Source organism: Candidatus Nitrospira neomarina (genome assembly GCF_032051675.1).
Taxonomy (GTDB): domain Bacteria; phylum Nitrospirota; class Nitrospiria; order Nitrospirales; family UBA8639; genus Nitrospira_E; species Nitrospira_E neomarina.
Map to the genome: position 1 here is coordinate 4,333,676 of NZ_CP116968.1, position 24,640 is coordinate 4,358,315.

Below are 24,640 nucleotides of genomic sequence, written 5' to 3' on the forward strand. Positions count from 1 at the left end.
ACAGCCAACAATAGATCCATGTTGGCAGACTATTTTCCTCGTCTTCCAAAAGGAAAATTGGCAACCAATTCCTTACAGGGAGTGTTGAATAATAAATATTTTCAAGGGCATATTGACCTACAGGTACGTTGCATATCAGAGGCCTCGGGGCCTTCAAAAAAGTTCGTCCAGTCCTGTCCTGAGGCCCCTCGAAGGAAAGGCCGCAAATTGCCTGTCGTGTCCCGAAGGGCACACCTTTTGTTTTGCGCACAGAGCGTACTTCCAGTACGTGAGTACGAAAAAATGGCGAGAACGCCGCAGGCGGCTTTTTTCAATAGCCCCTTACACCATTCTGGCGAGTGTCAGCCCATATACCGGGCCTGAGCCGGCCCGTCGAAGCGTCTTGGCGCATTCATGCAGGGTTGTGCCAGTGGTTAAGACGTCGTCCACCAATAAGATCCGTTTGCCTTTGATACGGGCCGGCTTGGGGACAGAAAAAGCCCGACGCAGATTCGTGAGTCGCTCTTTCCTTGATAACGATGTTTGGGGGACTGTGGGACGAATTCGGAGTAAACACGCCAGGAAAAGAGGGATCCCCAGGTGGTGACTCAGCCGGTTTGCGAGCATCAGGGATTGATTGTATTCACGTTCTCGTAAGCGTTGCGGATGAAGTGGGACGGGAATGATGACATCTAAGGATGGTAAAGCGGGCAACGCTTCAACTATGGCTTGGGCGAGTGGTTGAGTCAACGACAGTTTTCCCCGGTATTTGAACAGGGCAATGGCTTCTTTCAGGGGGGATTGATAGGGGAAGAGACTCCAGACTTGCGTAAGAGCCATTGGTCGTGCGCGGCAGGCGCCACACTGATGAGTGGGACTATGTAAAAGGGCAATGGGGGAGGCAAAGGGGCGTCCACATCGCGGACAAAACGGGCCTGGAATTGGTTTGAGCCTATCCCAACACCGGCGGCAAAAAAACGGAACGGGATCGTCCTCCAAGGGATTCTGACAACCGGCACAGGCGGTGGGAAAAATGACATGCAGGAGCCTTCGGAGTAGACGTGTCATGGTAAATGGTGGAGCAACGGAGGCGAACTTTCCGTGCTGATGGCAACCGGGAAAGAAACCTAATATTCGTGGGGCGTCTTGGTCCATTTACCTTCGTTATGATATAGGAGAGATAGTGAATATGCCATGATTCAAGAGCGTAACTAAGGGCAGAAATTTCTGATAGGTTCACGTGATTCAGTTTCAACATGTCTATAAGGAATATCAGCGCGGACCCACTTCGGTCGTGGCGCTACGGGATGTCTGTGTGGAAATTCAGCAGGGAGAATTCTGTGCGCTCATGGGACCCAGCGGGAGTGGAAAAAGCACGCTATTGCATTTGGTGGCCGGGCTGGACTGGGTGACCTCTGGAGATATCCTGCTGGATGGGCGTTCCTGTCTGGGGTTTGGTGATCAGGAATGGACCCGATGGCGTCGGGAGGAGGTGGGGGTCGTATTTCAGGCTTTCCATCTGATCCCGGGATTGACGATCGAAGAAAACGTGGCGCTTCCCTTGCGTTTACGAGGTGAGGAATCCGGAACGATCCGAACCCGGACCGCTGACATGCTGGAGCGGGTAGGGATGAGTCATCGGCTGGGTCACCGGTCGCATGAATTATCCGGAGGAGAACAGCAGCGGGTAGCGCTTGCCAGGGCCTTCGGGCATCGCCCCCGACTGATTGTGGCCGATGAACCCACCGGCAATTTGGATGGTGAAACCGGAGAGAAAATTGTGTCGTTGCTGCGCCTATGTGCCAAGGAATTTGGCCAGACGGTGCTCTTGGCCACCCATTCATTGCGCGCCGCTCAGGCGGCGGATCGGATCATCGCGATTCGAGACGGACAATTGGAGTAATACGAAATGGATTTCTCAACAGTCATTGCCGGTGTATCGTTTCCTTTTGGAGTGATGAACGCATCAGGAGCCTTGTGTGTGACACCGGAAGAGCTGGAGGCCCTGGGCATGTCCCATGCCGGTGCGATTGTGACAAAATCGATGACGCCGCTAGCCCGTGAGGGGAATCCTCAACCGAGATATGTGGCCTTCGACGGCGGCTCGATCAATTCGATGGGCCTCCCCAATTTAGGATTTCCCGTCTACGCGAAACTCATTCCAGAGTTGAAGCGGTTTGGGAAACCCGTCATCGCCAGTCTGGCCGGCCTTCATCCCGATGATTTTCTAGAAGGGGCCAAGGCCTTGGAGATCGCTCGACCGGATTTGGTAGAAGTAAATTTGTCGTGTCCAAATATTCCTGGTAAGCCACAGATCGGCTATGACTTTGAGGAAACGGAACGGTTATTAACAGAAATTCGTGCGTTGCTGACGGTGCCGTTCGGAGTGAAACTCCCGCCCTACTTTGATCCGATCCATCATCAGAAGATTGCCGAGGTGCTTCAGCGAATCGGGGTGGCCTTTGTGACGGTCATCAATTCAGTTGGGAATACCCTGGTGGTCGATCCGGAAAAAGAAGCGGTGGTAATTAAACCCAAGGGTGGTTTTGGTGGGTTAGGGGGACGAATCATTAAGCCTGTGGCTCTGGCCAATGTTCGCGCGTTTTGGAAGATCTGGGGCGATCAGATTCCTATTATCGGCACAGGTGGGGTGGAACACGGCGTGGATGTGTTCGAGCATGTGTTGTGTGGCGCCTCGGCGGTTCAGATAGGCACCGTGCTGGTTGAGGAAGGTTGTGAAGTGTTTGCAAGGCTCGAAGGGGAGATTGCCGATTGCCTGAAGCGAAAAGGTTATCCGTCATTGATGTCGTGTCGAGGGAAATTACGGGAGATGGATTGAAGAGCAATGCGCTTGAACGCCTTCACAGGGTAAAGTCAACTATAGGCGTTCAGCTGCATTTTTCAACGCTTAAAGAACAGGCCAGGTCGAGGCACGTCTCTCAGGTCTTTGTGGTCGGAGTCGCCGGGCCTTGGGGGATGATACGAAGCGCAATGGCTTGCCGGAGTAATTGGGCCACGTTTCTGACCCGTAACCGGCGCATCAAATTGAAGCGGTGTACCTCAACCGTTCGCACGCTAATGTCGAGCTTTTCACCAATTTCACGATTGGTAAATCCTTGAGCCACCAGGCTCAGGATTTCTTTTTGCCGAGCGGTGAGAGATTGTCCCTCGGAATTTGCTTCCAAGAGTTCTTCTGTTGATTCCGATTCAGTCACTTTCTCTTTTGGCATGTTGAGTCCGTGCCCCACGCATAATTTTCTAGTTGTTTTAACATACGTCCATTACTTCCGACAACCGCTCCCATGATACGAATTCTTCTTCTATTGGTCCTTGACCATGTGCGCCATCGGCCCTTCCGAGCCTTTCTCACAGTGGTCGGGGTGGCGATTGGGGTTTCGGCCTGGTTGGCCATTCGCTTGGCCAATGGCGCAGTGTATCAATCCTTTGAGGATTCGGTGGTGTCCGTTGTTGGGAAGGCGTCCATCACCCTATCACGCGGGTCGGAGGGGATGGATGAGTCCATTATCGAGGAGATTCAACGTTTTTCCGGGGTCCAATCGGCTCAGCCTGTTCTGAAAATTGAGTCCGTGATCCAGGAAGGCCCCTCAACGGGTCTCACGCTCGTGATTTGGGGAGTCGATCTTCTGGAATATGAGGAGGTTAGACCATCAGGGGATTCGACAAATGCGATCACGGATGATCAGTGGAAGCAGGTTTTTTCGCCGAAGACGGTCTTTTTGGGGGAAGAGTTTGCCGGGGAATTAGGGGTGACCGAAGGGCAGACGCTGACTGTGACGAGTCAGGGCAATTCCCATGATCTGATCGTGGGGGGTCTGTTGAGATCCTCCGATGCCCTTCTCCAGGGCACCAAACGACAGGCGATCATGGATATTGCTGCTGCCCAATGGGTGTTCAATTGGTTGGGGCGTCTACATTCCATTGCGGTCGTTTCTGACCCTGGCGTGTCGGGGGCGACCCTCATCCAAGCTTTGAAAACGGTGGTGCCGCCGGATATTCAAATCAACCAATCCTCGCGACGGACGGAGCAAGTGGAATCGATGTTGAAAGCCTTCCAGTTTAATCTCACCATGCTCAGTGCAATTGCGCTGTTAGTGGGAGTGTTTCTGGTCTATAACACGATGGCATTTTCGGTGGCACACCATCGTCGGGAGATTGGCATTCTCCGGGCACTCGGCATGGAACGGCGAGCTATCACGGGATTGTTTCTCTTGGAGGCGGGTCTGCTCGGCCTCGTGGGTGGAGCCTTGGGCTGCTGGTTCGGGGTCTTCCTGGCCGGCGGATTGACGACGCTCATCGGGCAGAGTGTCGGCGAGTTATATGGGGTCACGTCTTTGGCGGTGTCTCAGGTTCATCCCTGGCTGTTTGCGGAGGCGATAGTGATTGGGGCTGGGGTTTCCCTCCTCGGAGCGCTCCGCCCTTCCTGGGATGCCAGCACTATAGCTCCGGTTCAAGCCTTATCCGTAGGTCAATCCGAAGATGAAGAAACTGGTTCGTACAGGACGTCAGGGTGGATTGCGGTGATCGCATTTGGTGGAAGCGCTTTCCTGAGTACCATTACTCCCGTAGACGGTATTCCGGTCGGAGGGTATGCCGCGGCGTTTTGTCTTCTGGTGGGCGGAACCGCCCTTGGGCCTGTGCTCTGCGGGTTGATTCATGAGTGGAGGAGAACATGGCAAAGCGGGCGATGGGGCCTCCTGCCGTCCCTCGCGGCGGAACAGATCAGCCGCAATCCCGGTCGGACCAGTGTGACCATGGCAGCGATTGTCGTCGGGCTGGCCATCATGGTTGGAGTAGGCATCATGATCCAGAGTTTCCGGCATACGGTAGACATCTGGATTGAGCAAACGATGCTGGCGGATATTATTGTGGCTCCAGTGTCATGGTTGGGGGAACAGGAGGTCGAGAATGATAAGCCGGGTCTGCCGTTGTCTCTGGTCAAGACGGTCCTGTCGATACCAGGGGTTGAGGCGGTTGATCCCTACATGGAAACCGTGGGTGAGGTTTCAGGGCAGACGGTGTCATTGGTTGCACGCGACATGGCCCTTCATGCCGGGCGCAGCCAATATCTGTTTGTGACAGGTGATTCCACTCCCATTTTAAAAGAAACAATTGAAGGTGAAGGCGTGATTGTGTCTGAGGTGTTAGCCGGGCGGCTGGGACTGGCGGTAGGAAACCATATAGACATGAAGATGCCTTCAGGAAGCCACGCCTTTCCCGTGAAGGGCATTTTTTATGACTATGCCACCGATGGGGGAAAGGTCGTCATGGACGACAAACTCTTTCGTCGGCATTGGGGAGAGGCCGACGCGACCATCTTTGCGGTCTATCTCAAGGCCGGTCAGGCGCTCCCGGTTGTGCGACGTGCAATCGAACAGGTGTTAAAAAATGACATCCCCATCGTCACGATCAGTAACGGGGAACTGAAAACCGAGATTCTGGAAATTTTTGACCGGACGTTTCGCGTCACCTATGTGTTGGAGTTGATTGCCCTGAGCGTAGCGGTGCTTGGGATTATCAATACCCTCATGACCGCCATTACGGAACGCCGGCGGGAACTGGCCACGCTGCGTGCCTTAGGCGTGAGTGGTCCACAAATCCAAGGCCTGATTTTTTGGGAATCCTGCTATGTGGCCGGGTTAGGTGCCGGCTTAGGCATTCTGGTGGGGTTGGCGCTGTCGGTGTTGTTGATCAACGTGATCAACAAGCAATCATTTGGATGGACCATTCAGTTCACCCTGCCACTTGAAACCTTGGGGATGGCCCTACTGGTGGCATTGTTGGCCGCATTTCTGGGAGCATGGGGGCCAGCCAGATGGGCCAGCCGGCAACCGATAGCCGAGGATTTACGGTATGAATGAACAGGAATGAGGTTGGGTAGGTACAGGAATGGGCGCGCGAGTTGCTCAATCGTCGAATATCGACGAATAATGACGCACCGGACATAGTAAATTAAAACCAATGGAGGAGGACTGGCGATGGGTAGCAGTTTAAATCTGACCTTAACTGATGAGCTTCGTGCGTTCATTGATCGAAATTGTGGAGATGGCACACTCTACGCCACTCCCACGGAATTTATGCGGGATGTCTTGCGTGAGAAAAAACAATGTATGGAGGTTGCGGCTTTACGTGCCGGGATACTGGAGGGATACCAAGATGCGATTGCAGGTCGAACGACGACCTTTTCAGGAAAGTTGAAAGACGATATGGTCCGGTTCAAAAAACAGGGGCAATAACCCTGTCGATTGTCGTCAAGCTCACTGACAGAGTTCATTATGACCTTCAAGAGATTGAACGCTATTCTCTCCAACGATGGGGCAGAAAAAGGGCCAATCGTTATCTAGCGGACATTCAAACCGCATTGTCGCTCCTGCAAGAAGACCCAGATTTACTGCGTCACGACTCCAATATTTCCACATCATTATAAATTTTATCGGGTCCGCGAACATTTTCTGATTTGCAGTGAGCTGGAACCCGCGTTGCTTCAAGAAGCCGACCTTCTACAGAAACGACTCGAGGCTGCTGAGAAAAAACGGAAGAGATCCCACCCCAAGAAAAAAGCATCTGCTACACCGGAACATGCGCATGAGTCTTTTTGTCGCATCCGGCACGTTGGCGGCAGAGGTCAGTTCTTGTGACTTGCCACCACCAAAAACCAACGCATGGTCGCCGAGTGATCAAGAAGGAAGTCCAGGCCGGCCCAGCAGGCCGGCCACCAGGCGATTTCTTCCGGTTTGCGGAATGAGTGAACCGGTTGGTCGTTGGGAGGAATGTTCAACCTTCTTCTGAAGGTGGTGCATCTTTCAGGTGGGCTGTGAGTGGATGTGACAAAAAAATCCCCACTGTAATATTTTTTAACTCGTTCTCTTGAACACGGCTCCCGACCCCGTTTTTGCAGGCCACATTTCTGAGATGAAAACTCTTTCTTCAACCGGACGTTCTCCGGATTGGCCGTGCGAGGGCAGGCCCATCCCCCGGATTAGGGTTTAGCGGTTTTCTCGCCATTGGCATCCAGCAACGCTTCGATTTGTTCCTCAAAGGCAGGTAACCCCTGGGCGCCACGAATGAGTTTGACCGCTTTGACGGCACCGTCGGCTTCGGTGCGGCCTAACGCAAACGACGGAGTTCCCCGGACCCCCGCTTTGGTGCCATCGGTCACCCCGGCTTTCGTCTGCCCTTCATATTTGCCGCTGTCCAGACAGGCTTGAAAGGCCGCAGCATCACCTACCCCGGCGGTCGTGGCATATCCCGCGAGGTTGTCGGCTTGCAACGCATTTTGATTGGCAAAGAGCTGGTCGTGCAATTCCCAATACTTGCCCTGCTCTGCGGCACAATGGGCCGCTTCATGCGCTTTGCCGGCATTCGGATGGATGGCGGCCAGCGGAAAATCCCGGAGCACGTACCGGAGCTTGCCGGTCTCGATAAAATTCTTCGCGAGTTGCGGCAATACCATTTGACTATGCCGTGCGCAAAAGGGACATTGATAATCGGTGTATTCCACGAGCGTGACGGGGGCGTCTGCCTGACCTTGGGTCGGAGCGTCGGCGACATTCAACGTGAGTGAAATGTCTTCAACCGGGCTGGGCGGTTTAACGCGCGAGGTAAGCAGCGCTTTGATCGCTTTGAGTTCGTCACGAATGCCTTGTTGCTCCTGTTGCAGGGTATCAATTTGCTGCTGCAAGGAGGGTGACTGTTGGGGGCTGGACGACTCGGCCCAAATGCCGGCGGGGTGGATGATTCCGCCTAGTAATAGCACGATGATGATGAGCCACATTTTCTCGGTTTCTCGTCCTGTGTACATGTTTAGCTACCTAATTGGTGGAAGGTCTTCCTATTTCTGTTGCCATACCAGTCGAAGACACCCCACCCACGTTAAGAGTCTCGCCAGTCACCCTAGCGTCGGGTGTTAATACGTGGGGACACCCAGCTTAAACAGCAAGAAAAAAGTGAGAGATCCGCAGGACTTCCCCTCACGCTTGGAGCGGATCTGTCGCGGTGGGGCAGGTGGGAAACAGTTGTGGCCTGGCTCACGGCCTTTCCAGGAAGCATGCAGTTGCTTCAGCAGGTTCAGTCATGAACAACGCACACGCCTCGAGGTCCGCGCGTGACAGCCCCTTGCGGCAAGTACCGGCGCCAATATCATTCGAAAAATTGGCGTTACATTCGAATAGTTGTAGTTGCGACCCGAAGGTTTGTGGATCAGGTCTCAAGCTGAACCATCCTAAAAGGTGTTGGTCGTTGGGGAGAGCAGATCGTCCAATATTCCAATAAAACCTATGGTCAATACTACCCTCGCATTGCTTATCCTGTTCAATACGCGGTACCAAATCTAATAACCTCAGTGCTTCCGCACACGGGCAAATACCTTCATTCCCCTCCACCTTATTAACACAATTCCAATACTCAGCTCTCACCCTAGTTCCAATTACCGCGGCAAGCTCTTTGGCGCCAGCAGAACCAAGTTCGCCTCGAAAGACCACAGGGAGGCGATCACGGGCGTCAAGGTGGTGATAGAATGTATTGAGAGTGATTTCATCGCCATTGGCGACTTCCTCCATAATCTTCTGACTGTGAACCAGAGTTCGCATGCCATCAGTCCGCCGCTCATAATATACCGACAGTTCCCCCGGTCCCATGGGAACCCCGGATTGATTGGTGACCGTGACCGTAATGGGCTCGGATAGCTGCCAGTCGGGGTGAGCAGGAAGATAAAAACCCGGGTTGATCCTCGCCTCAATCTTGCCTCGGAAGAAATACTGCAGCAAAGCTGCCGAGTAGGCCACCGCCCTGGGACCCAACTCCTTGAAGTAATCATCAAAGATCGCATCATCAAGCCTGAACGCGCATGACTGTCCCAACGCTTGCAACCCCAAACAATACTGAGGGTACGCAATGGTCAGAATGGCAGAGCCGATGTCATTCTTCAGGGCATGCTGAAGATTCAGGTGCGTTCCTCGCTGCAAACTCCAGTAGAGCGGGAATCCGCCACTGAGTTCCCCGAATTGGGGATGCGGATAGGTTCTTCCGGCTAGCACATCGGGTGTTGTATCGTCGGTAAAGAAATTGGCGTTGGCAAACTCCGCAGTGCCCGTCACGCCGGATGTGGTGACTTCGGGATTGGCTCCCGTGTACTGGTCACTGTCGATCAAATTCCCAGGAGGAGGCATACTCCCGCCGGCGCTCTTGGTCCCGAGCAGGGTCTCAGCCTTTTGCGTATACGATTTAATTTTATCGTGATTCAGGTCGGAGATTTCCGCTACTTTGTGCAACTGGACGTATTTGTGGAAGTTATCGGGATCGGGGAAGCCACTTAGGCCATAACCCGTGAGGTCAAGATTGAGAGCTCCCAGGACATCTAGATGATTATCATTTCGGGCATGTGCAGGATTCGCGTTGTCCTGGATCAGGTGCATCACATGCCCGATGGCCTTAAACATTCGTGCGAAGGCCTCTTCACGGTCGCTCTGCAATGGCTCTGTCAGGGCTTTCTCGAAATCGCTACGCGCATCATTCCATGACATATTATCCAAATTTTGGTTGCAGCCGAATGCCGGGAAGGATTCAGGCACGAATCCGTCTTTTTCAGATTGTTTTCTGGCGTCAAGGCCGAAACCCCATTTTCGAGCTGACGGACCTCTAAATACTGGGTTAGCTAAATATGGTTGAAACCCTTCGTTTCCGATTGGCATAAGGGGATCATGCCAATGGGCAAACACCCGGCAGTCGGGAGCGTCTTCGCTGTCTGCTCCCTCGATTATCCAACCCATTACGCTTCGGGGTTTGTCCCCCCACTTTACATTTAAAATCTGATCTACGCCATTGGTCAGCGCATAGTCCGTGGTGAGCCGGGCATTTAGACCTTCCTGACTTACATATTTGGCCGCACGCTTCGCAAATTCCTTGTGCGTACCATTCTCCCACGCCCACGCGGGTGTGGCTTGCCAGTTCACAAAAGAAATTCCGGCGCAGATGCTAAAAGATAATAGAAACGTCACCACGGTGGAAAAGGGTTTCATCGTCAAGAGACCTTTCTCAGCCAAAGATTGTTCTATCTCGCTTAAAGAGACCGGAATCTCCAAATGCCGTCGTGATCCAGAAGGCACTCCACTTCAATAGGAAGGAAGAGGCCATTGACAAGTACCTCTTCCGTAGAACGCAGAATCGCAAATCGCTCTCGCACTTCATACAGGGTCATCGGAACGCGGAGTGCCCCCGCCAGAAACGCCAGTTGTTCAGGCGTGGTTGCGTTATATTGACCTCGGAATCGATCCCGGCGGCTGAGGGAGATGAAGGACGCGGCCTCCTCCACCTTTCCCTGCCCGAGCGCGTCCAGCATGCTGGTCAACTTGGAGACCAGTTCTTGTTCCAATGCCGGTTGAGAGATGATCTGTACGACCCCCTGCTCGGAGACTTGCGTGTTTTGACTATCGGTAAGGACCACGGTGGGCAGATAGAGACCCGGCTCAGAATAGGCATGGGAGGTGTCAAAAAGATCGGGTCCGCTTTGGTCTATCTGACCGTCACCGTCGAAATCCCAGGCAACCGACTGCAGAACATGTTCCAAGAAGGGGTGTATTCCCATGTCAATCGGCTGATTCACCACGCCGAGTTTCGGCGAAATAGACAGCCCCACGGAATTTCCTGAGAAGGGCTGTGTGGCTTGGATGTTGACCGTCGCTGTGGCTGTGGTTCCCTTGCTGTCGGTCGCGGTGGCGGTGATCGTGTTCTCTCCCGGCACTAGCTGCACATGGGCGACGGCAAACTCTTTTCCCATGGTCCCTGCAAGAAGGCCATTGACTCGAACCCCAACCTCTCCTTCTACCGCCCCAGTTATTTGGCCCCGGACTAATGTTTCCAGCGTCGGTACCGTGCTGCCTGGGGTAGGTGACACAATCTCCACCCCAAACCCACAGTTTTTCATACCCGTTACGCTCATCGTGATGGAACTGCGGGGTTTGCCTATGAGCAGAATTTCCAGCGTATTGGCAGGTTGGACCGTGATGGGTTGTTCCAACAGCTCAGTCTTTTTGTTTAAATCCTGTGGCTTCACGATCATGGTGCCATTCAGACGAATCCATCCGATCAGGACGGACATTTTTTGATTGGGCGTGCCATTGGTCACCACCAGTGTGTAGGGGCCGCTTGGATTGCACACTTGAAAGGTGTCTTTAAAATAGAATTTGGGCGGCTTCAGACTCAGCGTATATTGCTGCGGTCCAAACACGGTTTCTGTTGCCGCCCAACTTGGCGAGACGGTCGTGACCCCAAGTCCTCCCACGAGTCCAATTACCAGCCATCGAAAAGCATTCATATACACTCCTGTCATTGACACACCGGCCGCATGTGAGCCTTTACATTTTATTTTTGCCTTTTCCCTTTGCCTTCCGGAGCCGCCTGAGGTCGGGTGCCTGTGTATTGCGGAGCGGGCTGCCTTGCCGGTTGATGCCTTGTGTGATCAAAGGGAGTACATGCCACAGGAGCAACTTCTGCACCGATGGGTCGCTCCGTGTCTCAGACCTCACAAGGGCAGAAGCCCAATGCAGATCCTGCGGAAATTGTTCGCGTTTTTGGTCAGGGGCTTGGACAGCAGTCCTGCTGGAGATGAGCTGTGGTCACGCGGGTGTCTCAAAAAGGAAGACTCAAACCAGCGTCAGGTGGCCCTGAATGGAGTCAGTTGAATTGGGGGCTGGCGACCTTTGATTAGGCAGGCACGGTGACTCAGGGAGTGGAGTTATGGAGGAAGCATAGATGAAGTTGATAATTAATTGTGCTTCAGCAGTTTCCGGCTGCGCTAACATTGGGTATCAAGATCGTTATTTACCAGTCGGCATCATCAACCAATTTTTTCGAGAGGTGGCAGTTTGGCGGGAATCCGTTTTTGCTTCAGCAATTTGGTGAAATGCGTTCTATTTAAATTGAGGAGAGCGGCCGCTTTGGTTTGATTCCAGCCCGTTTGCCTGAGCGCGGACAGGATCAGTGTTTTGCTATAGACTTCCAGGGCTTCGTGATAGGTAGTCTGACCGAAGGCAGCAATTGTCTCTGATGTTTCTTTCGCGATGGTTTCCGATCCCAGGCAGATGAATTCCGGGCCGATCTCCTCTTGATCACAGAGAATAGTGGCTCTCGCCAGAACGTTTTCCAACTCGCGAATGTTGCCCGGCCAGTGATAATTCATGAGCAAGTCCAGGGAATCCTGGCTCAAGGGTTTACTGCCTGTTTTGTTCTCTTTTTCTTCGCGCTTCAGGATGAAGCTCGCTAAGGCAGGCAGGTCCCTCATATGGTCACGTAAGGGGGGAAGGGTGATGGGGAAACTGTTGAGGCGGAAAAACAGATCTTCGCGAAAGGTGCCGGCCTTAACCCCTCGGCCAAGGTCCTTGTTGGTGGCCGCCATGAAGCGGACATCCACCCGGATCGGTCGAGTGCCACCCAGCCGGTAGAGTTCCTTGTTTTGCAGGAGACGGAGAAACCGGCCTTGAATGGCCAAGGCCATGTCTCCGATTTCATCCAGGAAGACCGTTCCCCCCTCGGCGGCTTCAATCTTTCCTTCGCGTCTTTCATTCGCTCCCGTAAACGCGCCTTTTTCATGTCCAAACAATTCGTTCTCCAGCAGGCTTTCGGGGAGGGCGGCACAATTAATCACCATAAAGGGGTGGGCATGTCGAGGACTCAATCGATGGATGGCCCTTCCCACGAGTTCCTTCCCTGTGCCTGTCTCTCCCAACAAGAGCACCGTGGCATTCGTTGGCGCGATTTGTTGGGCCATCTTCATGATGCTTTTCATGGCCGGGCTATCGGCAATGATGGTGTCATATCGGGCATCGACCTGGGCATGCCAGAATTCGGCTTCCCGTTTGATGGTCTCTTGTTCTAAGGTTTTTTCGATGACCGCCAGCAGGTATTCGTGCGCAAATGGTTTGAGAATGAAATTCTCGGCCCCAAGCTTCATGGCTTCCACGGCCTGTTCCATGGTGCCGAACGCCGTCAACATAATAATGGGGGGCACATTGTGTTTATGGTGCAGATGCGTGAGAATTTCAATGCCGGATAGACCGGGGAGCTTCAGATCCAACAGCACCAGGGCCGGCGTGTCTTGTTCTATGAGATTGAGGGCTTGCAGGCCATCATTGGCTGTGAGGACTTCATAGCACTGTTGTTCTAAACGGTCGGTGAGAGCGAGGAGGATGTCCGGATCATCATCCGCAACCAGAATCTTTTTGGCCATGGGTGACCTGTCAGATTAAGTTGTTGAAAAGATGGGCTGATTATCCTTTATCCACAGCAATAAATGATAGGGGGAATTCGGTATTTATTTAATTAATTTTTAGGGAGGTTGCGCTCTCTGGGGATGGGTAAGCCGTAAGGCCTCGACTGTCTGGCCGATACCCGATAAGAGGGGTGTTGTTGGAATAGAAAAAAAGCGGATGGCGGATTGAATTTGACCAATGAAGGTTATGAATACACCCTAGGAATGGTTATCAGGATGAACAAGTTTCGGCCTTTGTCGCTTCGGCACCTTCGTACTTCACTTCCACCGTAAAGCCGAGATCTTCGATCATCTTCCAGACTTCCTGGTGTGCCAGGCCCGGTGTCGTCAGATAGCCATCCACGAAGAGGGAGTCGGCGACGTAGAGCGCCAAGGGTTGGAGCGAGCGGAGGTTTCGTTCCCGTCCGCCGGCCGCCCGGATTTCGGTTTTGGGGTGGAAGAACCTGAAGAGACAGAGGATTTTTAAGCAACGGACCGGTGTGAGGTTTTTCATGTCGTCAAATGGTGTGCCTTCGACCGGGTACAACATGTTTAACGGAATGGAATCGGGTTGGATGTCCTGTAATGCCAGGGCAAGGTCCACCAGATCTTCGTCCCGTTCGCCCATGCCGACGATACCGCCGCTGCAGAGTTCCAATCCGGCTGCGCGGGCATGTTTCAGTGTGTCTATACGATCTTGATAGGTGTGTGTCGTGCAAATAGCAGGGTGATACGCTTCACTGGTGTTGAGATTATGGTTGATGCGATCGACTCCTGCCGCCTTTAACTGGCTGGCTTGTTCGCCATTCAAGAGCCCTAGTGAACAACAGATCTGAATCGGTAGTTCCTCTTTAATCTGTTTGACGGCCCTGGTGATGTGTGTGATTTCTGATTGCAACGGGGAGCGCCCGCTGATCACGATGCAATACCGTTGGGCTTTGGCCTGTGCGGCCCGCCGAGCGCCTTCCAGCATTTTTTCCGGAGAGACGAGTGCGTACCGCTCGATAGGGGCGGTGGAAATGGTTGATTGGGAACAATAGTGGCAATCTTCCTGACAGGCTCCGCTTTTGGCATTGAGCAACATTTGCAGGCGGATGGTGTTGCCAAAATACCGTGACCGAATCCGATAGGCCGCATTGACCAGATCGAGCAGTTTGTCCTGAGGGGTGTCCAGAATGGCCACGCCTTCCTTCCGGCTTGGGACGATTCCCTCCAGCACGCGATCTGCCAAATCTTGAAATGCGGTCATGGGGTTCTCCATTATTTTTTTCAAAAAAATTTGATTTCCAACCTACGGATAAAAAGATGAAACCTTCTCGTTGGTTATGAAAGCCTGGCGATCTTTCCGGGTGCTTTTGGCGCTTGTGCGACCTGTGGAAAAGGTTTACGGCTTTCAGGAATAGAAATTTGTGGAGCGTCCGCCCACATACTTTCTAAGGCATAATACTTCCGGACGTCTGATTTAAATATATGGACGATGATGTCTCCATAGTCGAGTAATATCCAATTGGCCGTTTCTTTTCCCTCAATATCCGGGCTTAATGCATAGCCTGTGGACATGACCTTTTCAATGAAGGAGGCAATCCCTCGCACCTGGCGTTCGGAATCCCCTGAGGCAAAGACGAAATAGTCTGCTATTGACGTCATTGCTCCCACATCAAGCACCAACACCTCTCCTGCTTGCTTTTCTTGAGCCGCTTGAGCGATGTAGACCGCCTGTTCGAGGGTAGGAGATGGTTTCGGGTGGGTTAGACGGGCCATTGGTACAATCGATGGCGAATTATATAGGACTCCACCGTGGGCGGCAACCACTGGCGGACGAGGGAACCACTGGCCAGTTGCTCCCGAATTGTCGAGGCCGAGATCTCGCACGGTGGTGCGGACAGAAGAAAAATGGTCTTGCCGGAGGGAAGAAGCATGTCCAGACGGGTCGTATCCTGTTGGTCAAGGCTTTGAAATGCTTGAAGCTTTGTCGCAGGTAGGAACGGCAGGGCTTGAAGTTGGGTGAAGGCAACCCCAGGTCTCGAGCAGACAATAAAATGGCATAGGGTGAGCAAATGATCCACCTGCCTCCAACTGCAGAAATCCAAAAAAGCATCAAGCCCCACAATAAACCCCAACTCCGTTCCCTCGGGGCATTCATTTTTGAAATGAGTGACGGTGTCGACACTGTACGACACTGCCTCAGATTGGATTTCGTAATCGGATACCGTGCAGTAGGGAAACGGGGCAACTGCTTGCTGCACCATGGCTAACCGGTGATGGGCTGGCGCTAGAGATGCCGATGGTTTATGTGGAGGATCCCCCGTCGGAATGAAAATTATGCGATCGAGCTGGATTGTGCGGTAGACATACTGGGCAATATGCAAATGTCCATTATGGATGGGATTGAATGAGCCGCCTAGGAGGCCGATAAACATCAGTCTAGATTTTTCTCATGTGGAGAGTGTTAAAAAAGGCCGCCAGCGGCCTTGCTGTACGGGTCTTTTAAGAACACTTCGCCACATTTCTCTGATGAGGCTCGGTCACTCATATGCTGAGGGAACGGCCATATTTTTGAAATATTCGATAGCTCCATGTTTAATTTTAGGAGCTAAAGGTGATCCATACCTTTGCCAATGGAGCGTTGTTCATGAGAGGGAGTCACGTCGCTTATGAGACCTGCTGCTTAGTCAGAACCAGATTGTCCCGGTGAATGACTTCCTCATACTCCAACGAGCCTAGGAGTTGTCTGATGTCTGATGTTTTTTTCCCCTTGATGCGATGGAGAGTTTCGGCAGAATAATTCGTGAGTCCCTGCGCGAACGGCATTCCCTCCCGGGTGGCGCAGGTGATGGGGTCCCCTGTCAGAAAGATGCCTGTGATGTCCAGAATGCCTGAGGGTAATAAGCTTTTTCCTCGAAGGGTGAGGGCGGCCACCGCTCCTTCGTCTAACCGGACCTCCCCTTTTGGTCGAAGGGTATAGGCAATCCACTGTTTTCGACTGGTCAGGGGTGATTGGTCGGACACAAAAAACGTTCCCCCGGGCTTTCCGTTCAGAACATCTTCCAACGCATGGGGAGTTTCTCCATTTAATAAAAGGGTCGGAACTCCAAAGCGTCCTGCCTGTTTGGCGGCTCTGATCTTGGTAACCATGCCTCCACGGCTGGCTTGTGTTCGGGAAGTTCCGGCGAGGTCTTCAATGTCCTTGGTGACGTTGGCAACCAGAGGAATTAATTCTGCCGAAGGATTGAGGTGAGGATCCTGGCTGTAGAGCCCATCGACATCTGATAAAATCACCAGCAGATCCGCGTCAACCAAGTGGGCCACTTCCCCTGCGAGGGTATCATTGTCACCAAATCTGATTTCCTCGATAGCTACAGTGTCATTTTCATTAATAATCGGAATGACCCTCAGTTGAATAAGGGTATTGAGGGTATGGCGGGCATTCAGGAATCGTCGACGATCGGATAAATCCTGGTGAGTTAAGAGGACCTGGGCAATCTTATTTTTCGTTTCTTCAAACGCCATCTCATAGGCTCGCATGAGCCGGCTTTGTCCGACGGCAGCGGCGGCTTGCTGAAGGGGTAATTCAGCAGGATAGGAAAAAATGGCGAGGTGTGAGAGGCCCGCAACAATGGCTCCGGAGGAAACCACGACAATTTGTCGATCCTGAGCCTGCAGGGTGCCCAATTCCTGGGCTAAACGGTTGATGCGGTCGAGACGAAGACCGCCTTGCGAGGAAGCCACCAGGCTGCTTCCCACTTTGACGACGATCCTCTTGCACGCCGCTAGCACTTGCTCGCGCATGAGGTTTTGGCTTCCAGAACGGCTTTTCCTAAATAGGTCACGAGTGATGGAAGGCCTTCCCTGGTAACGGCCGAAATGGGAAAGAACGGAAAGTGGTGTGCGCGGCAATACTCCCGAAGGGCTTCCAAGTGCTGGCCGTTTCCCTGAGAATCAATTTTTGTCGCCACGATGGCAAATGGCCGTTCAAGGAGTTCGGGGTCAAAGGCCTGGAGTTCCCTTTGTAAGGTTTCAACGATCTCGACGGGATCTTCTGCAATCCATTCGGTGATATCGACCAGATATAACAAAAAAGCGGTTCGCTGGATATGTCGCAGGAATTTAATACCTAACCCTTTCCCCTCATGAGCGCCTTCGATCAATCCCGGAATATCGGCTACCACAAACGACGAATGTTCCATCCATTCCACCACTCCCAAATGAGGCCGCAGGGTGGTGAAGGGATAACTCGCAATTTCCGGGTGTGCAGAAGAAATCGCGGAAATCAACGTGGATTTGCCGGCGTTAGGAAAGCCCACCAAGCCGACATCGGCTAACAGTTTTAATTCCAGATTCACCCATCGCTCTTCGCCGGGAGTCCCTGGTTCGAATTGACGTGGCGCTCGATTCGTTGACGTGGCAAAACGTGCGTTGCCCTTTCCGCCTTTGCCCCCCTTTGCAACAATGGCGGTTTGTCCTTCCGCAATAAGGTCGGCGATGATTTCACCGTCCTCGGTTTTCACGAGAGTTCCGACAGGAAGGGGAATCACGATATCGGAGCCATTGGCCCCGTGGCAGTTGGTCTTGAGGCCTCTTACGCCGGAAGTGGCCTCATAATGTTTTTGATATCGCAGGTCGAGCAAGGTTGAGACTCTATTGGAGGCCACAAAGACCACATCTCCTCCATCACCGCCGTCGCCACCGTTGGGACCGCCAAATTCGGCAAATTTTTCTCGTCGAAAGCTACAGTGTCCAGTGCCACCGTCACCAGCTTTGATGAATATTCGTGCTTGATCGATAAACATACTGATCCTTAAATCCCACCGGATTTACCAGGGAAAAATGAAGGCGATGAGTTTGATAAAGCAGGAAATGGGAAGGGGAGCTAGACGGCGGGATAGACGCTCACCTTCCGGCGGGCGATTCCTCCTTCAAACTTAACGATCCCGTCTACCTTGGCAAAGAGGGTGTAGTCGCTTCCAAGTCCGACATTTGTCCCGGGGAAGAATTTTGTCCCGCGTTGACGAACGATGATGCTTCCGCCGCTCACCTTTTCGCCGGCATAGGCTTTGACGCCTAAATATTGTGGATTGCTATCGCGACCGTTGCGGGATGATCCGCCACCTTTTTTATGCGCCATGAGTCAAACCTCCAAAGATTTCTATCAAGGATTAAGCCGACGCCACAATTTCAGTGATTCGAACTTGCGTGAATCCCTGACGATGGCCCTTGGTCCGTCGATAGTTTTTTCGTCGTTTCTTTTTGAAAATGGTAATGGACCGGGTTCGCGCATGCCGGATAATTTCTCCTTTGACTACTGCATCTGTAATCATGGGAGAGCCGACAATCGGCGCTTGGTCCGTTTGGACAAATCGCACTGAGTCAAATTGAATGATGGATCCGACATCGCCTTCAAGTGACTCGACTTGTAGGATACCGTTCGGTTCCGCCCGGTATTGTTTTCCACCTGTTTCGATAATTGCATACATGTTTTTTAGCTCCTTAACAAACACGCATTTTGCCAGTATGTTTACATTTATGTCAAGATTTTAGTATATCATCACGCGTTCTTGATGCTTAGCAAAAAACTCTTCACTCACTTGCCTTGTCTAGTTCAGCTACTGTCAATCGGAGAAGTATACCTATGGTGACTGGTTCAAAAAAAATCTGGATGGATGGAGCCTTCGTCGATTGGGATGAGGCTTCGGTTCATGTTCTTACCCATTCCCTCCATTATGGTTTAGCGGCCTTTGAGGGGATTCGTTGTTATGAGGGCAAGGCCGGATCAAACATTTTTCGATTACAAGAGCATGTGGACCGGCTCTTTGAGTCTGCCCATATTACGATGATGCCCATGCCTTTTACCAAAAAAGAGGTGTCGGCCGCCATTGTTGAGACAGTTCGGGTCAATCAATTGGCCTCCTGTTACATCCGCCCGATCGCCTATGTGGGATATGGCGCAATGGGTGTGTACCCTGGCGACAACCCGATTCGTCTGGCTATTGCGGCTTGGCCATGGGGATCGTATTTAGGGGAGGATGCCTTGGCGCAAGGCATCAGGGCAAAAATTTCATCCTTCACCCGGCACCATGTGAATGTATCCATGACCCGGGCAAAAATCTCGGGATATTACGTCAATTCGATTTTGGCCAAATGGGAGGCGAAGAAGTCAGGATATGCCGAATCTATTCTCCTTGATCCTGATGGATATGTCTCTGAGGGAACAGGAGAAAACGTGTTTATCGTGAAAAAGGGGGTCTTAAAAACGACTCCCTTGACCTCGATCCTGGACGGGATTACCCGGAATTCGATCCTTGAAATGGCAAGAGCCAAAAACATCCCGGTGATTGAGGAGCGGTTTACTCGGGATGGGATGTATGTGGCAGACGAAATATTTCTTACCGGAACCGCTGCCGAAGTGACACCGGTTCGCGAATTGGATGATCGAAAAATCGGCGAAGGTAAGCCAGGGGCTCTCACGAAATCCCTGCAGGATGAATTCTTTAGAATTGTGCGTGGCGAAGAATCTGCGTATGCCAATTGGCTGACTCCTATTTAGGAGTCAGCTCTTCTCACTCAGGTGGCCCCCATGATCATGGGCCATTTCATCAATCAATTGTCAAAATAGTCGCCGACTCAGTAAAGAATATTTACGGAGCAGTCGGGGCGGGAGTCGTTTCTGACGTGGGTTCAGTTGCGTTGGTTTCAGTTGGAGGAGCTGTCTCCGTAGTCGTTGGAGAAGACGTTTCATGGTGTGAGGTTGGGTGAAGATCTATGACGGTGGACGAGGTATTAGCCTGTTTAGAAAGTAATGCAAGGCTGAGCGATGTCAGCATAAACACAATAGCAGCTCCCACGGTGATCTTGCTTAAAAACGTACCGGGGCCCCGGCTTCCAAACACCGTTTGAGAAGATCCTCCAAATGAAGCACCGATTTCAGCGCCTTTTCCTGCCTGAAGCAAGATGGCGGCAATCATGAGAAAACAGACAATGATATGAAGAATGACGGTCAGGGTATACATAATGTGTACGTGTTCTTTGGAGTGTTCCTGGTTAATTGGAAGAAGCTAATTCGGCTATCTTAACAAAGGATTCGGAATTCAAACAAGCTTTTCCCACGAGAGCTCCATTAATTTGTGAAGATTGAAAGAGACTTTTGGCATTGTCCTGGGTCACGCTGCCACCGTATATGATTCTGGTTTGATCAGGTTTGATGCCCCATTGCATGGCAAGAAAAGACCGGATGTGGCCGTGGACCTCGGCTGCCTGGTCGACGGTAGCCGCCTGGCCGGTCCCAATGGCCCAGACAGGTTCGTAGGCGATGGTGATCCTCGCAAAATCTTTGGATTCGAGACCTTCAAGGCAGGTTTGTAATTGCTGTTGAATGACGGCCTGCGTGTTATTGGATTGACGTTCCTCCAGACGTTCCCCGACACATAAAATCGGTAGGAGGTTATGGCGGAAGGCGGCGTGGACTTTTTTGTTAATATCCTGGTCGGTTTCTCCAAAAATATGCCGTCGTTCGGAATGCCCAATAATGACATAATGACAGCCGACGTCCCGCAGCATGGGTGGCGAAATTTCTCCGGTAAAGGCGCCCTCGTCACTCGCGCAGGTATTTTGCGCAGCCAATTTGATAGAAGTCGAAGCCAGCAGGCGTGCAACTGCTGGCAACGACACGAAGGGGGGAGCGATGGCCAATTCTACCGAAGCTTGCGGTTGATATATCCGGAGAATATCGGTCACAAGGGACTCGGCCTGGGAAATCGTCTTGTGCATTTTCCAATTGCCGACAATGAATCGACTGCGCATGAGGACCTCTTAACTTTTGGAATTCAAAAAAGGGGGGCGTTGGGATCAAAGACGATCGGGTAAGGCTGCAAGCCCCGGCATATGCTTGCCTTCCAGGAGTTGGAGTGCCGCACCACCACCGGTTGAAATGAAGGACATACTTTCCGATTCTCCAGCTCGATACACGGCGAGAGCCGTATCTCCTCCTCCCACAATTGTTTTCGCATAGGCATTGGCCACAGCATGGGCCATTGCATAGGTCCCGCGTGAAAATGCATCACGCTCAAAGACTCCCATGGGGCCATTCCACAAAATGGTTTTGGCGTTTTGGACGGCTTCGCTAAACAGGCGGACCGACGCGGGTCCGATGTCCATGCCATACCAGCCCGCGGGGATTTCCTGCACCGGGACAATTTTTGTTTCCGCTTCAGGGTCGAGACTGGCGGCGACCACACAATCGACGGGAAGATAGAATTTGATTTTTTGAGCCATCGCCTGTTCGTGAATGCGTTTGGCAAAGTCCAGCATGTCTTTTTCGACGAGAGACTGGCCGATTTCCAATCCCATGGCCTTAATAAAGGTAAAGGCCATGCCGCCACCGATGATGACTTTATCGACCACTTTGCCAAGATTTTCAATGACCCCGATTTTTCCCGAAACTTTGGCCCCTCCCAAAATGGCCACAAACGGACGAACAGGGTTCTCCACTGTGCCTTCCAGAGCTTCGACTTCCCGTTTCATGAGAAATCCTGCCGCAGATACCTTCACATATTTGGTGACGCCGACAGTGGAGGCATGAGACCGGTGAGCGGTTCCAAATGCGTCATTGATGTACACCTCTGCCAATGAGGCCAATTGTGCCGAGAAATGGTCGTCGTTTTTCTCTTCTTCCGGATGAAAGCGCAAATTTTCTAAGACCACCACGTCGCCCGGTTTGGCTTTGTTGACGACAGTTTCAACGGTCGGCCCAATGCAATCGCCGACAAATTCAACCGGTTTATTTAATAGTCGCTGGAGTCGCTTGGCCACGGGAGCCAGACTGAGGGCCTGGTTGATGGTTCCATCCGGGCGTCCCAGGTGGGAACAGAGAATGACGACAGCGTTTTCATCTACAGCACGGTTGATGGTGGGAAGGGCGGCCCGTATCCTTGAATCGTCCGTGATCTGGCAGGAGTCATCGAGGGGAACGTTAAAATCCACGCGAATCAGTACGCGTTTGTTACGGAGGTCAAGCTGATCAATGGTTTGTTTTTTTAAATGCTTCATGCCTTCCTTTCCCTTCGGATACCGGTGGTTCGCGGGGGAAAGCCGGATAACACTGCGGTAATGTGTATTTAACGGTGTTGAGCGAGAACATTGATCAGATCATGTAAGCGACACGAATATCCCCATTCATTGTCATACCAGGCAAATACCTTAACCAGTCGTTTATTGATGACGGATGTGAGAGGTGCGTCCACGGTGGCTGAGTATGAACACCCATTGAGATCACTTGAAACAATAGGGGCTTCAGAGACCTGCAAATAACCCTTTAACGATCCCTGGGCAGCTTGTTGAAAGGCCGCGTTTACCGTTGCCGCATCACAATCGCGTTCGACTTCAACTGAAAGGTCAATGAGCGAGACATTGGGGGTCGGTACTCGAATGGCCATGCCATCGATTTTCCCTTTCAATTCCGGGATGACCAGGTACAACGCTTTGGCCGCCCCGGTTGATGTAGGAATCATGGATAAGGTGGCCGCCCGTGCCCGTCGTAAATCCTTATGAGGCAAATCAAGCAGTTGTTGATCGTTGGTGTACGAATGAATGGTGGTCATAAATCCGTGCTTGATGCCGAATTCCTGTAAAAGGACTTTCGACACAGGAGCAAGACAATTGGTCGTACAGGAGGCATTGGATATGATGGTGTGTTGTTGAGGATCGTAGTCGGAGTCATTTACGCCTAACACGATCGTGATATCCGGGTCTTTGGCAGGTGCTGAAATAAGGACCCGTTTGGCTCCGGCGGAAATGTGTTGTCCCGCGCCTTTCCGGTCGGTAAAACGCCCAGTGGATTCAATGACGAAATCGATCTGGTGTTCTTTCCACGGCAAAGTCTGAGGGTCTTTGATGGCCAGGATCTGAATCTTTTTCCCATTGACTGTCAGAAAGTCTGGTCCGTGTTGAATATCGGCCTGAAATTTTCCATGAATCGAGTCATAGGTCAAGAGATGGGCCAGGGTTTGCGAGTCAGTCAGGTCATTGATGGCCACAATCTCGATGGCAGGATCATTGAAGCAGGTCCGGAAAAAATTTCTTCCTATGCGACCAAACCCATTAATGGCAACGCGGATACTCATAGTTTGATATACCTAACTAAATGAAAATAAGGGAATCTTTTATAGGAATATGATCGTAATTTCACAATAGCATGAAGTCAAGAAAATATCGCGAGTCTGTCTCAAGAAAGTTCCTCGTTTGCCTGGATTGTGAGAGCAATGAGACTTTGAAAAGTCACGCGATTCCCGTGAACATGGTTTTTGTGTGCCCACTTTGGACTGAGAAACGTGAGGTTGAGCTTTTTATCGGTCGCTCTGGTAGGAGAAGAATTCTTCTTTAGAAGGTGCTCGAGGATTGTGCGATTTGAGGTTGCTAGAGAATTTTCATCGCGGTTTTCACTTCCTGCATCGTCTCCTGTGCCACGTGAGAGGCCCGTTTTCGTCCTTCTTCTACCATTTCCTGGGTCTGTTCGGGATGTTGAAGGATTGTGGCCCGTTTGTCCCACATAGGTCGGTAGCGTTCCACCATGGCGTCGGCAACTTGGCGCTTGCAATCAATGCATCCAATGGCAGCGGTGCGGCAATCCTGTTCAACCTGTTTGACGACGTCGGATGATGAATAAATTTTGTGAAAGTCGAAAACCGGGCAGACATCTGGATTGCCCTTGTCGGTCCGGCGAACGCGTGCCGGATCCGTCACCATGGTTTTGAGCTTTTGTCGAACGACCGGCTCGGTATCGGAAAGATTGATCGTATTGCCGTAACTTTTGCTCATTTTGCGTCCGTCGGTGCCCATGACTTTGGGGAATTGTGTGAGATGTGCCTTGGGTTCAGGAAATACCGGCGAATAGAGATTGTTGAACCGGCGGCCTATTTCCCGTGTGAGTTCCAAATGGGGAAGCTGATCCTTGCCGACCGGGACAATATCGGGTTTGTATAACAGAATGTCAGCCGCCTGGAGGACCGGATAGCCCAAAAATCCATAGGTGGAAAGATCTTTTTCTTTGATCTCCTCCTGCTTTTCCTTATACGTAGGATTTCTCTCCAACCAGGGAATGGGCACAATCATAGAGAACAGCAAATGAAGAATAGCGTGTTCGGGAATGCTGGATTGGACAAATACCGTAGCCCGATCCGGATCAATGCCGGCAGACAGCCAATCAACCAGCAATTCCTGTGTAAAATCTTTAATCCGGCCGGTGTCGGCATAATTTGTCGACATGGCATGCCAGTCGGCCACAAAAAAATAACATTCATATTGGGCTTGTAAGGATTTCCAATTTTCCAGCGCCCCAAGAAGGTTGCCTAAATGCATGAGCCCGCTCGGTTGCATGCCGCTGAGTACTCGTGTGGTCATAGTCAGTAT

At 51.9% G+C, this 24,640-nt stretch carries 24 protein-coding genes; 6 read left to right on the plus strand and 18 right to left on the minus strand.

Features of this window, described 5'->3' with window-relative positions; genetic code table 11:
- Positions 1-321: 321 nt before the first annotated feature.
- Positions 322-1,134, minus strand: a complete 813-nt coding sequence (locus PQG83_RS18790; RefSeq protein WP_312744326.1) for a double zinc ribbon domain-containing protein — start codon at positions 1,132-1,134, stop codon at positions 322-324.
- An 85-nt stretch (positions 1,135-1,219) separates the two neighbouring features.
- Here PQG83_RS18790 and PQG83_RS18795 point away from each other — a divergent pair, with 85 nt between their 5' ends.
- Both PQG83_RS18795 and PQG83_RS18800 read left to right on the plus strand, forming a co-directional pair.
- A complete protein-coding gene (locus tag PQG83_RS18795; protein ID WP_312744328.1) occupies positions 1,220-1,882 on the plus strand; it encodes an ABC transporter ATP-binding protein in 663 nt (220 codons plus the stop codon).
- Between the two features lie 6 nt (positions 1,883-1,888).
- Complete coding sequence (locus PQG83_RS18800) at positions 1,889-2,818, plus strand: dihydroorotate oxidase (protein WP_312744330.1); 930 nt, start codon at positions 1,889-1,891, stop codon at positions 2,816-2,818.
- 100 nt (positions 2,819-2,918) lie between these two features.
- Here PQG83_RS18800 and PQG83_RS18805 read toward each other — a convergent pair whose 3' ends face one another.
- Entirely contained in the window at positions 2,919-3,209 is a 291-nt protein-coding gene (locus tag PQG83_RS18805; RefSeq protein WP_312744332.1) for a response regulator transcription factor, read from the minus strand.
- Between the two features lie 72 nt (positions 3,210-3,281).
- Between PQG83_RS18805 and PQG83_RS18810 the strand changes: the two genes are divergently transcribed.
- The 3 genes from PQG83_RS18810 (at position 3,282) to PQG83_RS21090 (ending at position 6,424) form a co-directional block, all read left to right on the plus strand.
- Positions 3,282-5,858: an FtsX-like permease family protein gene (locus PQG83_RS18810; RefSeq protein ID WP_312744334.1), complete on the plus strand. Its 2,577-nt coding sequence runs from the start codon at positions 3,282-3,284 to the stop codon at positions 5,856-5,858.
- Between the two features lie 117 nt (positions 5,859-5,975).
- Positions 5,976-6,233, plus strand: coding sequence for a ribbon-helix-helix domain-containing protein (locus tag PQG83_RS18815; RefSeq protein ID WP_312744336.1), 258 nt, complete (start codon positions 5,976-5,978; stop codon positions 6,231-6,233).
- A gap of 8 nt (positions 6,234-6,241) precedes the next feature.
- A complete protein-coding gene (locus PQG83_RS21090; protein WP_376753613.1) occupies positions 6,242-6,424 on the plus strand; it encodes a type II toxin-antitoxin system RelE/ParE family toxin in 183 nt (60 codons plus the stop codon).
- A gap of 552 nt (positions 6,425-6,976) precedes the next feature.
- On the opposite strand, the gene PQG83_RS18820 is transcribed toward PQG83_RS21090, so the two are convergent.
- From PQG83_RS18820 to rplU, 11 genes are all read right to left on the minus strand, one after another.
- Positions 6,977-7,798, minus strand: a complete 822-nt coding sequence (locus tag PQG83_RS18820) for a DsbA family protein (protein WP_312744339.1) — start codon at positions 7,796-7,798, stop codon at positions 6,977-6,979.
- Between the two features lie 226 nt (positions 7,799-8,024).
- On the minus strand, positions 8,025-10,013 hold the full coding sequence (locus PQG83_RS18825; RefSeq protein ID WP_312744341.1) for a phospholipase C/P1 nuclease family protein: 1,989 nt from the start codon (positions 10,011-10,013) through the stop codon (positions 8,025-8,027).
- 41 nt (positions 10,014-10,054) lie between these two features.
- Positions 10,055-11,308 (minus strand): hypothetical protein, encoded by a 1,254-nt coding sequence (locus tag PQG83_RS18830; protein WP_312744343.1) that lies wholly within the window; start codon positions 11,306-11,308, stop codon positions 10,055-10,057.
- Between the two features lie 522 nt (positions 11,309-11,830).
- Positions 11,831-13,219, minus strand: coding sequence for a sigma-54-dependent transcriptional regulator (locus PQG83_RS18835; RefSeq protein WP_312744345.1), 1,389 nt, complete (start codon positions 13,217-13,219; stop codon positions 11,831-11,833).
- A gap of 253 nt (positions 13,220-13,472) precedes the next feature.
- Positions 13,473-14,489, minus strand: coding sequence for a biotin synthase BioB (gene bioB, locus PQG83_RS18840; protein ID WP_312744347.1), 1,017 nt, complete (start codon positions 14,487-14,489; stop codon positions 13,473-13,475).
- Between the two features lie 74 nt (positions 14,490-14,563).
- Positions 14,564-15,001 carry a ribosome silencing factor gene (rsfS, locus tag PQG83_RS18845; protein WP_312744349.1) on the minus strand — a complete coding sequence of 146 codons (438 nt, stop codon included), beginning with the start codon at positions 14,999-15,001 and terminating at the stop codon, positions 14,564-14,566.
- Positions 14,989-15,660 (minus strand): nicotinate-nucleotide adenylyltransferase, encoded by a 672-nt coding sequence (gene nadD / locus PQG83_RS18850; protein WP_312744351.1) that lies wholly within the window; start codon positions 15,658-15,660, stop codon positions 14,989-14,991. Before nadD ends, rsfS begins: the two co-directional genes overlap by 13 nt.
- Before the next feature lie 232 nt (positions 15,661-15,892).
- A complete protein-coding gene (gene proB / locus PQG83_RS18855; protein WP_312744353.1) occupies positions 15,893-17,029 on the minus strand; it encodes a glutamate 5-kinase in 1,137 nt (378 codons plus the stop codon).
- Positions 17,011-18,030: a GTPase ObgE gene (gene obgE, locus PQG83_RS18860; protein WP_312744354.1), complete on the minus strand. Its 1,020-nt coding sequence runs from the start codon at positions 18,028-18,030 to the stop codon at positions 17,011-17,013. Before obgE ends, proB begins: the two co-directional genes overlap by 19 nt.
- A gap of 80 nt (positions 18,031-18,110) precedes the next feature.
- Complete coding sequence (gene rpmA / locus PQG83_RS18865) at positions 18,111-18,365, minus strand: 50S ribosomal protein L27 (RefSeq protein WP_312744355.1); 255 nt, start codon at positions 18,363-18,365, stop codon at positions 18,111-18,113.
- 31 nt (positions 18,366-18,396) lie between these two features.
- Positions 18,397-18,714 carry a 50S ribosomal protein L21 gene (gene rplU, locus PQG83_RS18870; protein WP_312744357.1) on the minus strand — a complete coding sequence of 106 codons (318 nt, stop codon included), beginning with the start codon at positions 18,712-18,714 and terminating at the stop codon, positions 18,397-18,399.
- A gap of 155 nt (positions 18,715-18,869) precedes the next feature.
- On the opposite strand from rplU, the gene PQG83_RS18875 reads away from it, so the two are divergent.
- The gene (locus tag PQG83_RS18875) at positions 18,870-19,784 is read left to right on the plus strand and encodes a branched-chain amino acid transaminase (protein ID WP_312744359.1); all 915 of its coding nucleotides are present in this window, start codon (positions 18,870-18,872) and stop codon (positions 19,782-19,784) included.
- A gap of 91 nt (positions 19,785-19,875) precedes the next feature.
- Here the strand turns inward: PQG83_RS18875 and secG are convergent, their stop codons facing one another.
- The 5 genes from secG to trpS all read right to left on the minus strand — a co-directional run bounded on the left by secG (position 19,876) and on the right by trpS (position 24,631).
- Positions 19,876-20,247, minus strand: a complete 372-nt coding sequence (gene secG, locus PQG83_RS18880; RefSeq protein WP_312744361.1) for a preprotein translocase subunit SecG — start codon at positions 20,245-20,247, stop codon at positions 19,876-19,878.
- 31 nt (positions 20,248-20,278) lie between these two features.
- Entirely contained in the window at positions 20,279-21,037 is a 759-nt protein-coding gene (gene tpiA / locus PQG83_RS18885; protein WP_312744363.1) for a triose-phosphate isomerase, read from the minus strand.
- 45 nt (positions 21,038-21,082) lie between these two features.
- A complete protein-coding gene (locus PQG83_RS18890) occupies positions 21,083-22,282 on the minus strand; it encodes a phosphoglycerate kinase (protein ID WP_312744365.1) in 1,200 nt (399 codons plus the stop codon).
- A 68-nt stretch (positions 22,283-22,350) separates the two neighbouring features.
- Positions 22,351-23,355 (minus strand): type I glyceraldehyde-3-phosphate dehydrogenase, encoded by a 1,005-nt coding sequence (gene gap / locus PQG83_RS18895; RefSeq protein ID WP_312744367.1) that lies wholly within the window; start codon positions 23,353-23,355, stop codon positions 22,351-22,353.
- Between the two features lie 292 nt (positions 23,356-23,647).
- A complete protein-coding gene (gene trpS / locus PQG83_RS18900) occupies positions 23,648-24,631 on the minus strand; it encodes a tryptophan--tRNA ligase (protein ID WP_312744369.1) in 984 nt (327 codons plus the stop codon).
- Between the last annotated feature and the right edge of the window lie 9 nt (positions 24,632-24,640).

Excerpts from the sequence above, each read along its gene's own strand:
- PQG83_RS18800 (WP_312744330.1), top strand. The coding sequence starts at position 1,889 with ATGGATTTCTCAACAGTCATTGCCGGTGTATCGTTTCCTTTTGGAGTG.
- rplU (WP_312744357.1), bottom strand. The coding sequence starts at position 18,714 with ATGTATGCAATTATCGAAACAGGTGGAAAACAATACCGGGCGGAACCG.
- PQG83_RS18835 (WP_312744345.1), bottom strand. The coding sequence starts at position 13,219 with ATGGCCAAAAAGATTCTGGTTGCGGATGATGATCCGGACATCCTCCTC.
- gap (WP_312744367.1), bottom strand. The coding sequence starts at position 23,355 with ATGAGTATCCGCGTTGCCATTAATGGGTTTGGTCGCATAGGAAGAAAT.
- PQG83_RS18805 (WP_312744332.1), bottom strand. The coding sequence starts at position 3,209 with ATGCCAAAAGAGAAAGTGACTGAATCGGAATCAACAGAAGAACTCTTG.
- nadD (WP_312744351.1), bottom strand. The coding sequence starts at position 15,660 with ATGTTTATCGGCCTCCTAGGCGGCTCATTCAATCCCATCCATAATGGA.
- PQG83_RS18875 (WP_312744359.1), top strand. The coding sequence starts at position 18,870 with ATGGTGACTGGTTCAAAAAAAATCTGGATGGATGGAGCCTTCGTCGAT.
- proB (WP_312744353.1), bottom strand. The coding sequence starts at position 17,029 with ATGCGCGAGCAAGTGCTAGCGGCGTGCAAGAGGATCGTCGTCAAAGTG.
- PQG83_RS18830 (WP_312744343.1), bottom strand. The coding sequence starts at position 11,308 with ATGAATGCTTTTCGATGGCTGGTAATTGGACTCGTGGGAGGACTTGGG.
- PQG83_RS18825 (WP_312744341.1), bottom strand. The coding sequence starts at position 10,013 with ATGAAACCCTTTTCCACCGTGGTGACGTTTCTATTATCTTTTAGCATC.
- bioB (WP_312744347.1), bottom strand. The coding sequence starts at position 14,489 with ATGACCGCATTTCAAGATTTGGCAGATCGCGTGCTGGAGGGAATCGTC.
- rpmA (WP_312744355.1), bottom strand. The coding sequence starts at position 18,365 with ATGGCGCATAAAAAAGGTGGCGGATCATCCCGCAACGGTCGCGATAGC.
- obgE (WP_312744354.1), bottom strand. The coding sequence starts at position 18,030 with ATGTTTATCGATCAAGCACGAATATTCATCAAAGCTGGTGACGGTGGC.
- PQG83_RS18815 (WP_312744336.1), top strand. The coding sequence starts at position 5,976 with ATGGGTAGCAGTTTAAATCTGACCTTAACTGATGAGCTTCGTGCGTTC.
- PQG83_RS18810 (WP_312744334.1), top strand. The coding sequence starts at position 3,282 with ATGATACGAATTCTTCTTCTATTGGTCCTTGACCATGTGCGCCATCGG.
- PQG83_RS18820 (WP_312744339.1), bottom strand. The coding sequence starts at position 7,798 with ATGTACACAGGACGAGAAACCGAGAAAATGTGGCTCATCATCATCGTG.
- secG (WP_312744361.1), bottom strand. The coding sequence starts at position 20,247 with ATGTATACCCTGACCGTCATTCTTCATATCATTGTCTGTTTTCTCATG.
- trpS (WP_312744369.1), bottom strand. The coding sequence starts at position 24,631 with ATGACCACACGAGTACTCAGCGGCATGCAACCGAGCGGGCTCATGCAT.
- rsfS (WP_312744349.1), bottom strand. The coding sequence starts at position 15,001 with ATGGCCCGTCTAACCCACCCGAAACCATCTCCTACCCTCGAACAGGCG.
- PQG83_RS18790 (WP_312744326.1), bottom strand. The coding sequence starts at position 1,134 with ATGGACCAAGACGCCCCACGAATATTAGGTTTCTTTCCCGGTTGCCAT.
- PQG83_RS18890 (WP_312744365.1), bottom strand. The coding sequence starts at position 22,282 with ATGAAGCATTTAAAAAAACAAACCATTGATCAGCTTGACCTCCGTAAC.
- tpiA (WP_312744363.1), bottom strand. The coding sequence starts at position 21,037 with ATGCGCAGTCGATTCATTGTCGGCAATTGGAAAATGCACAAGACGATT.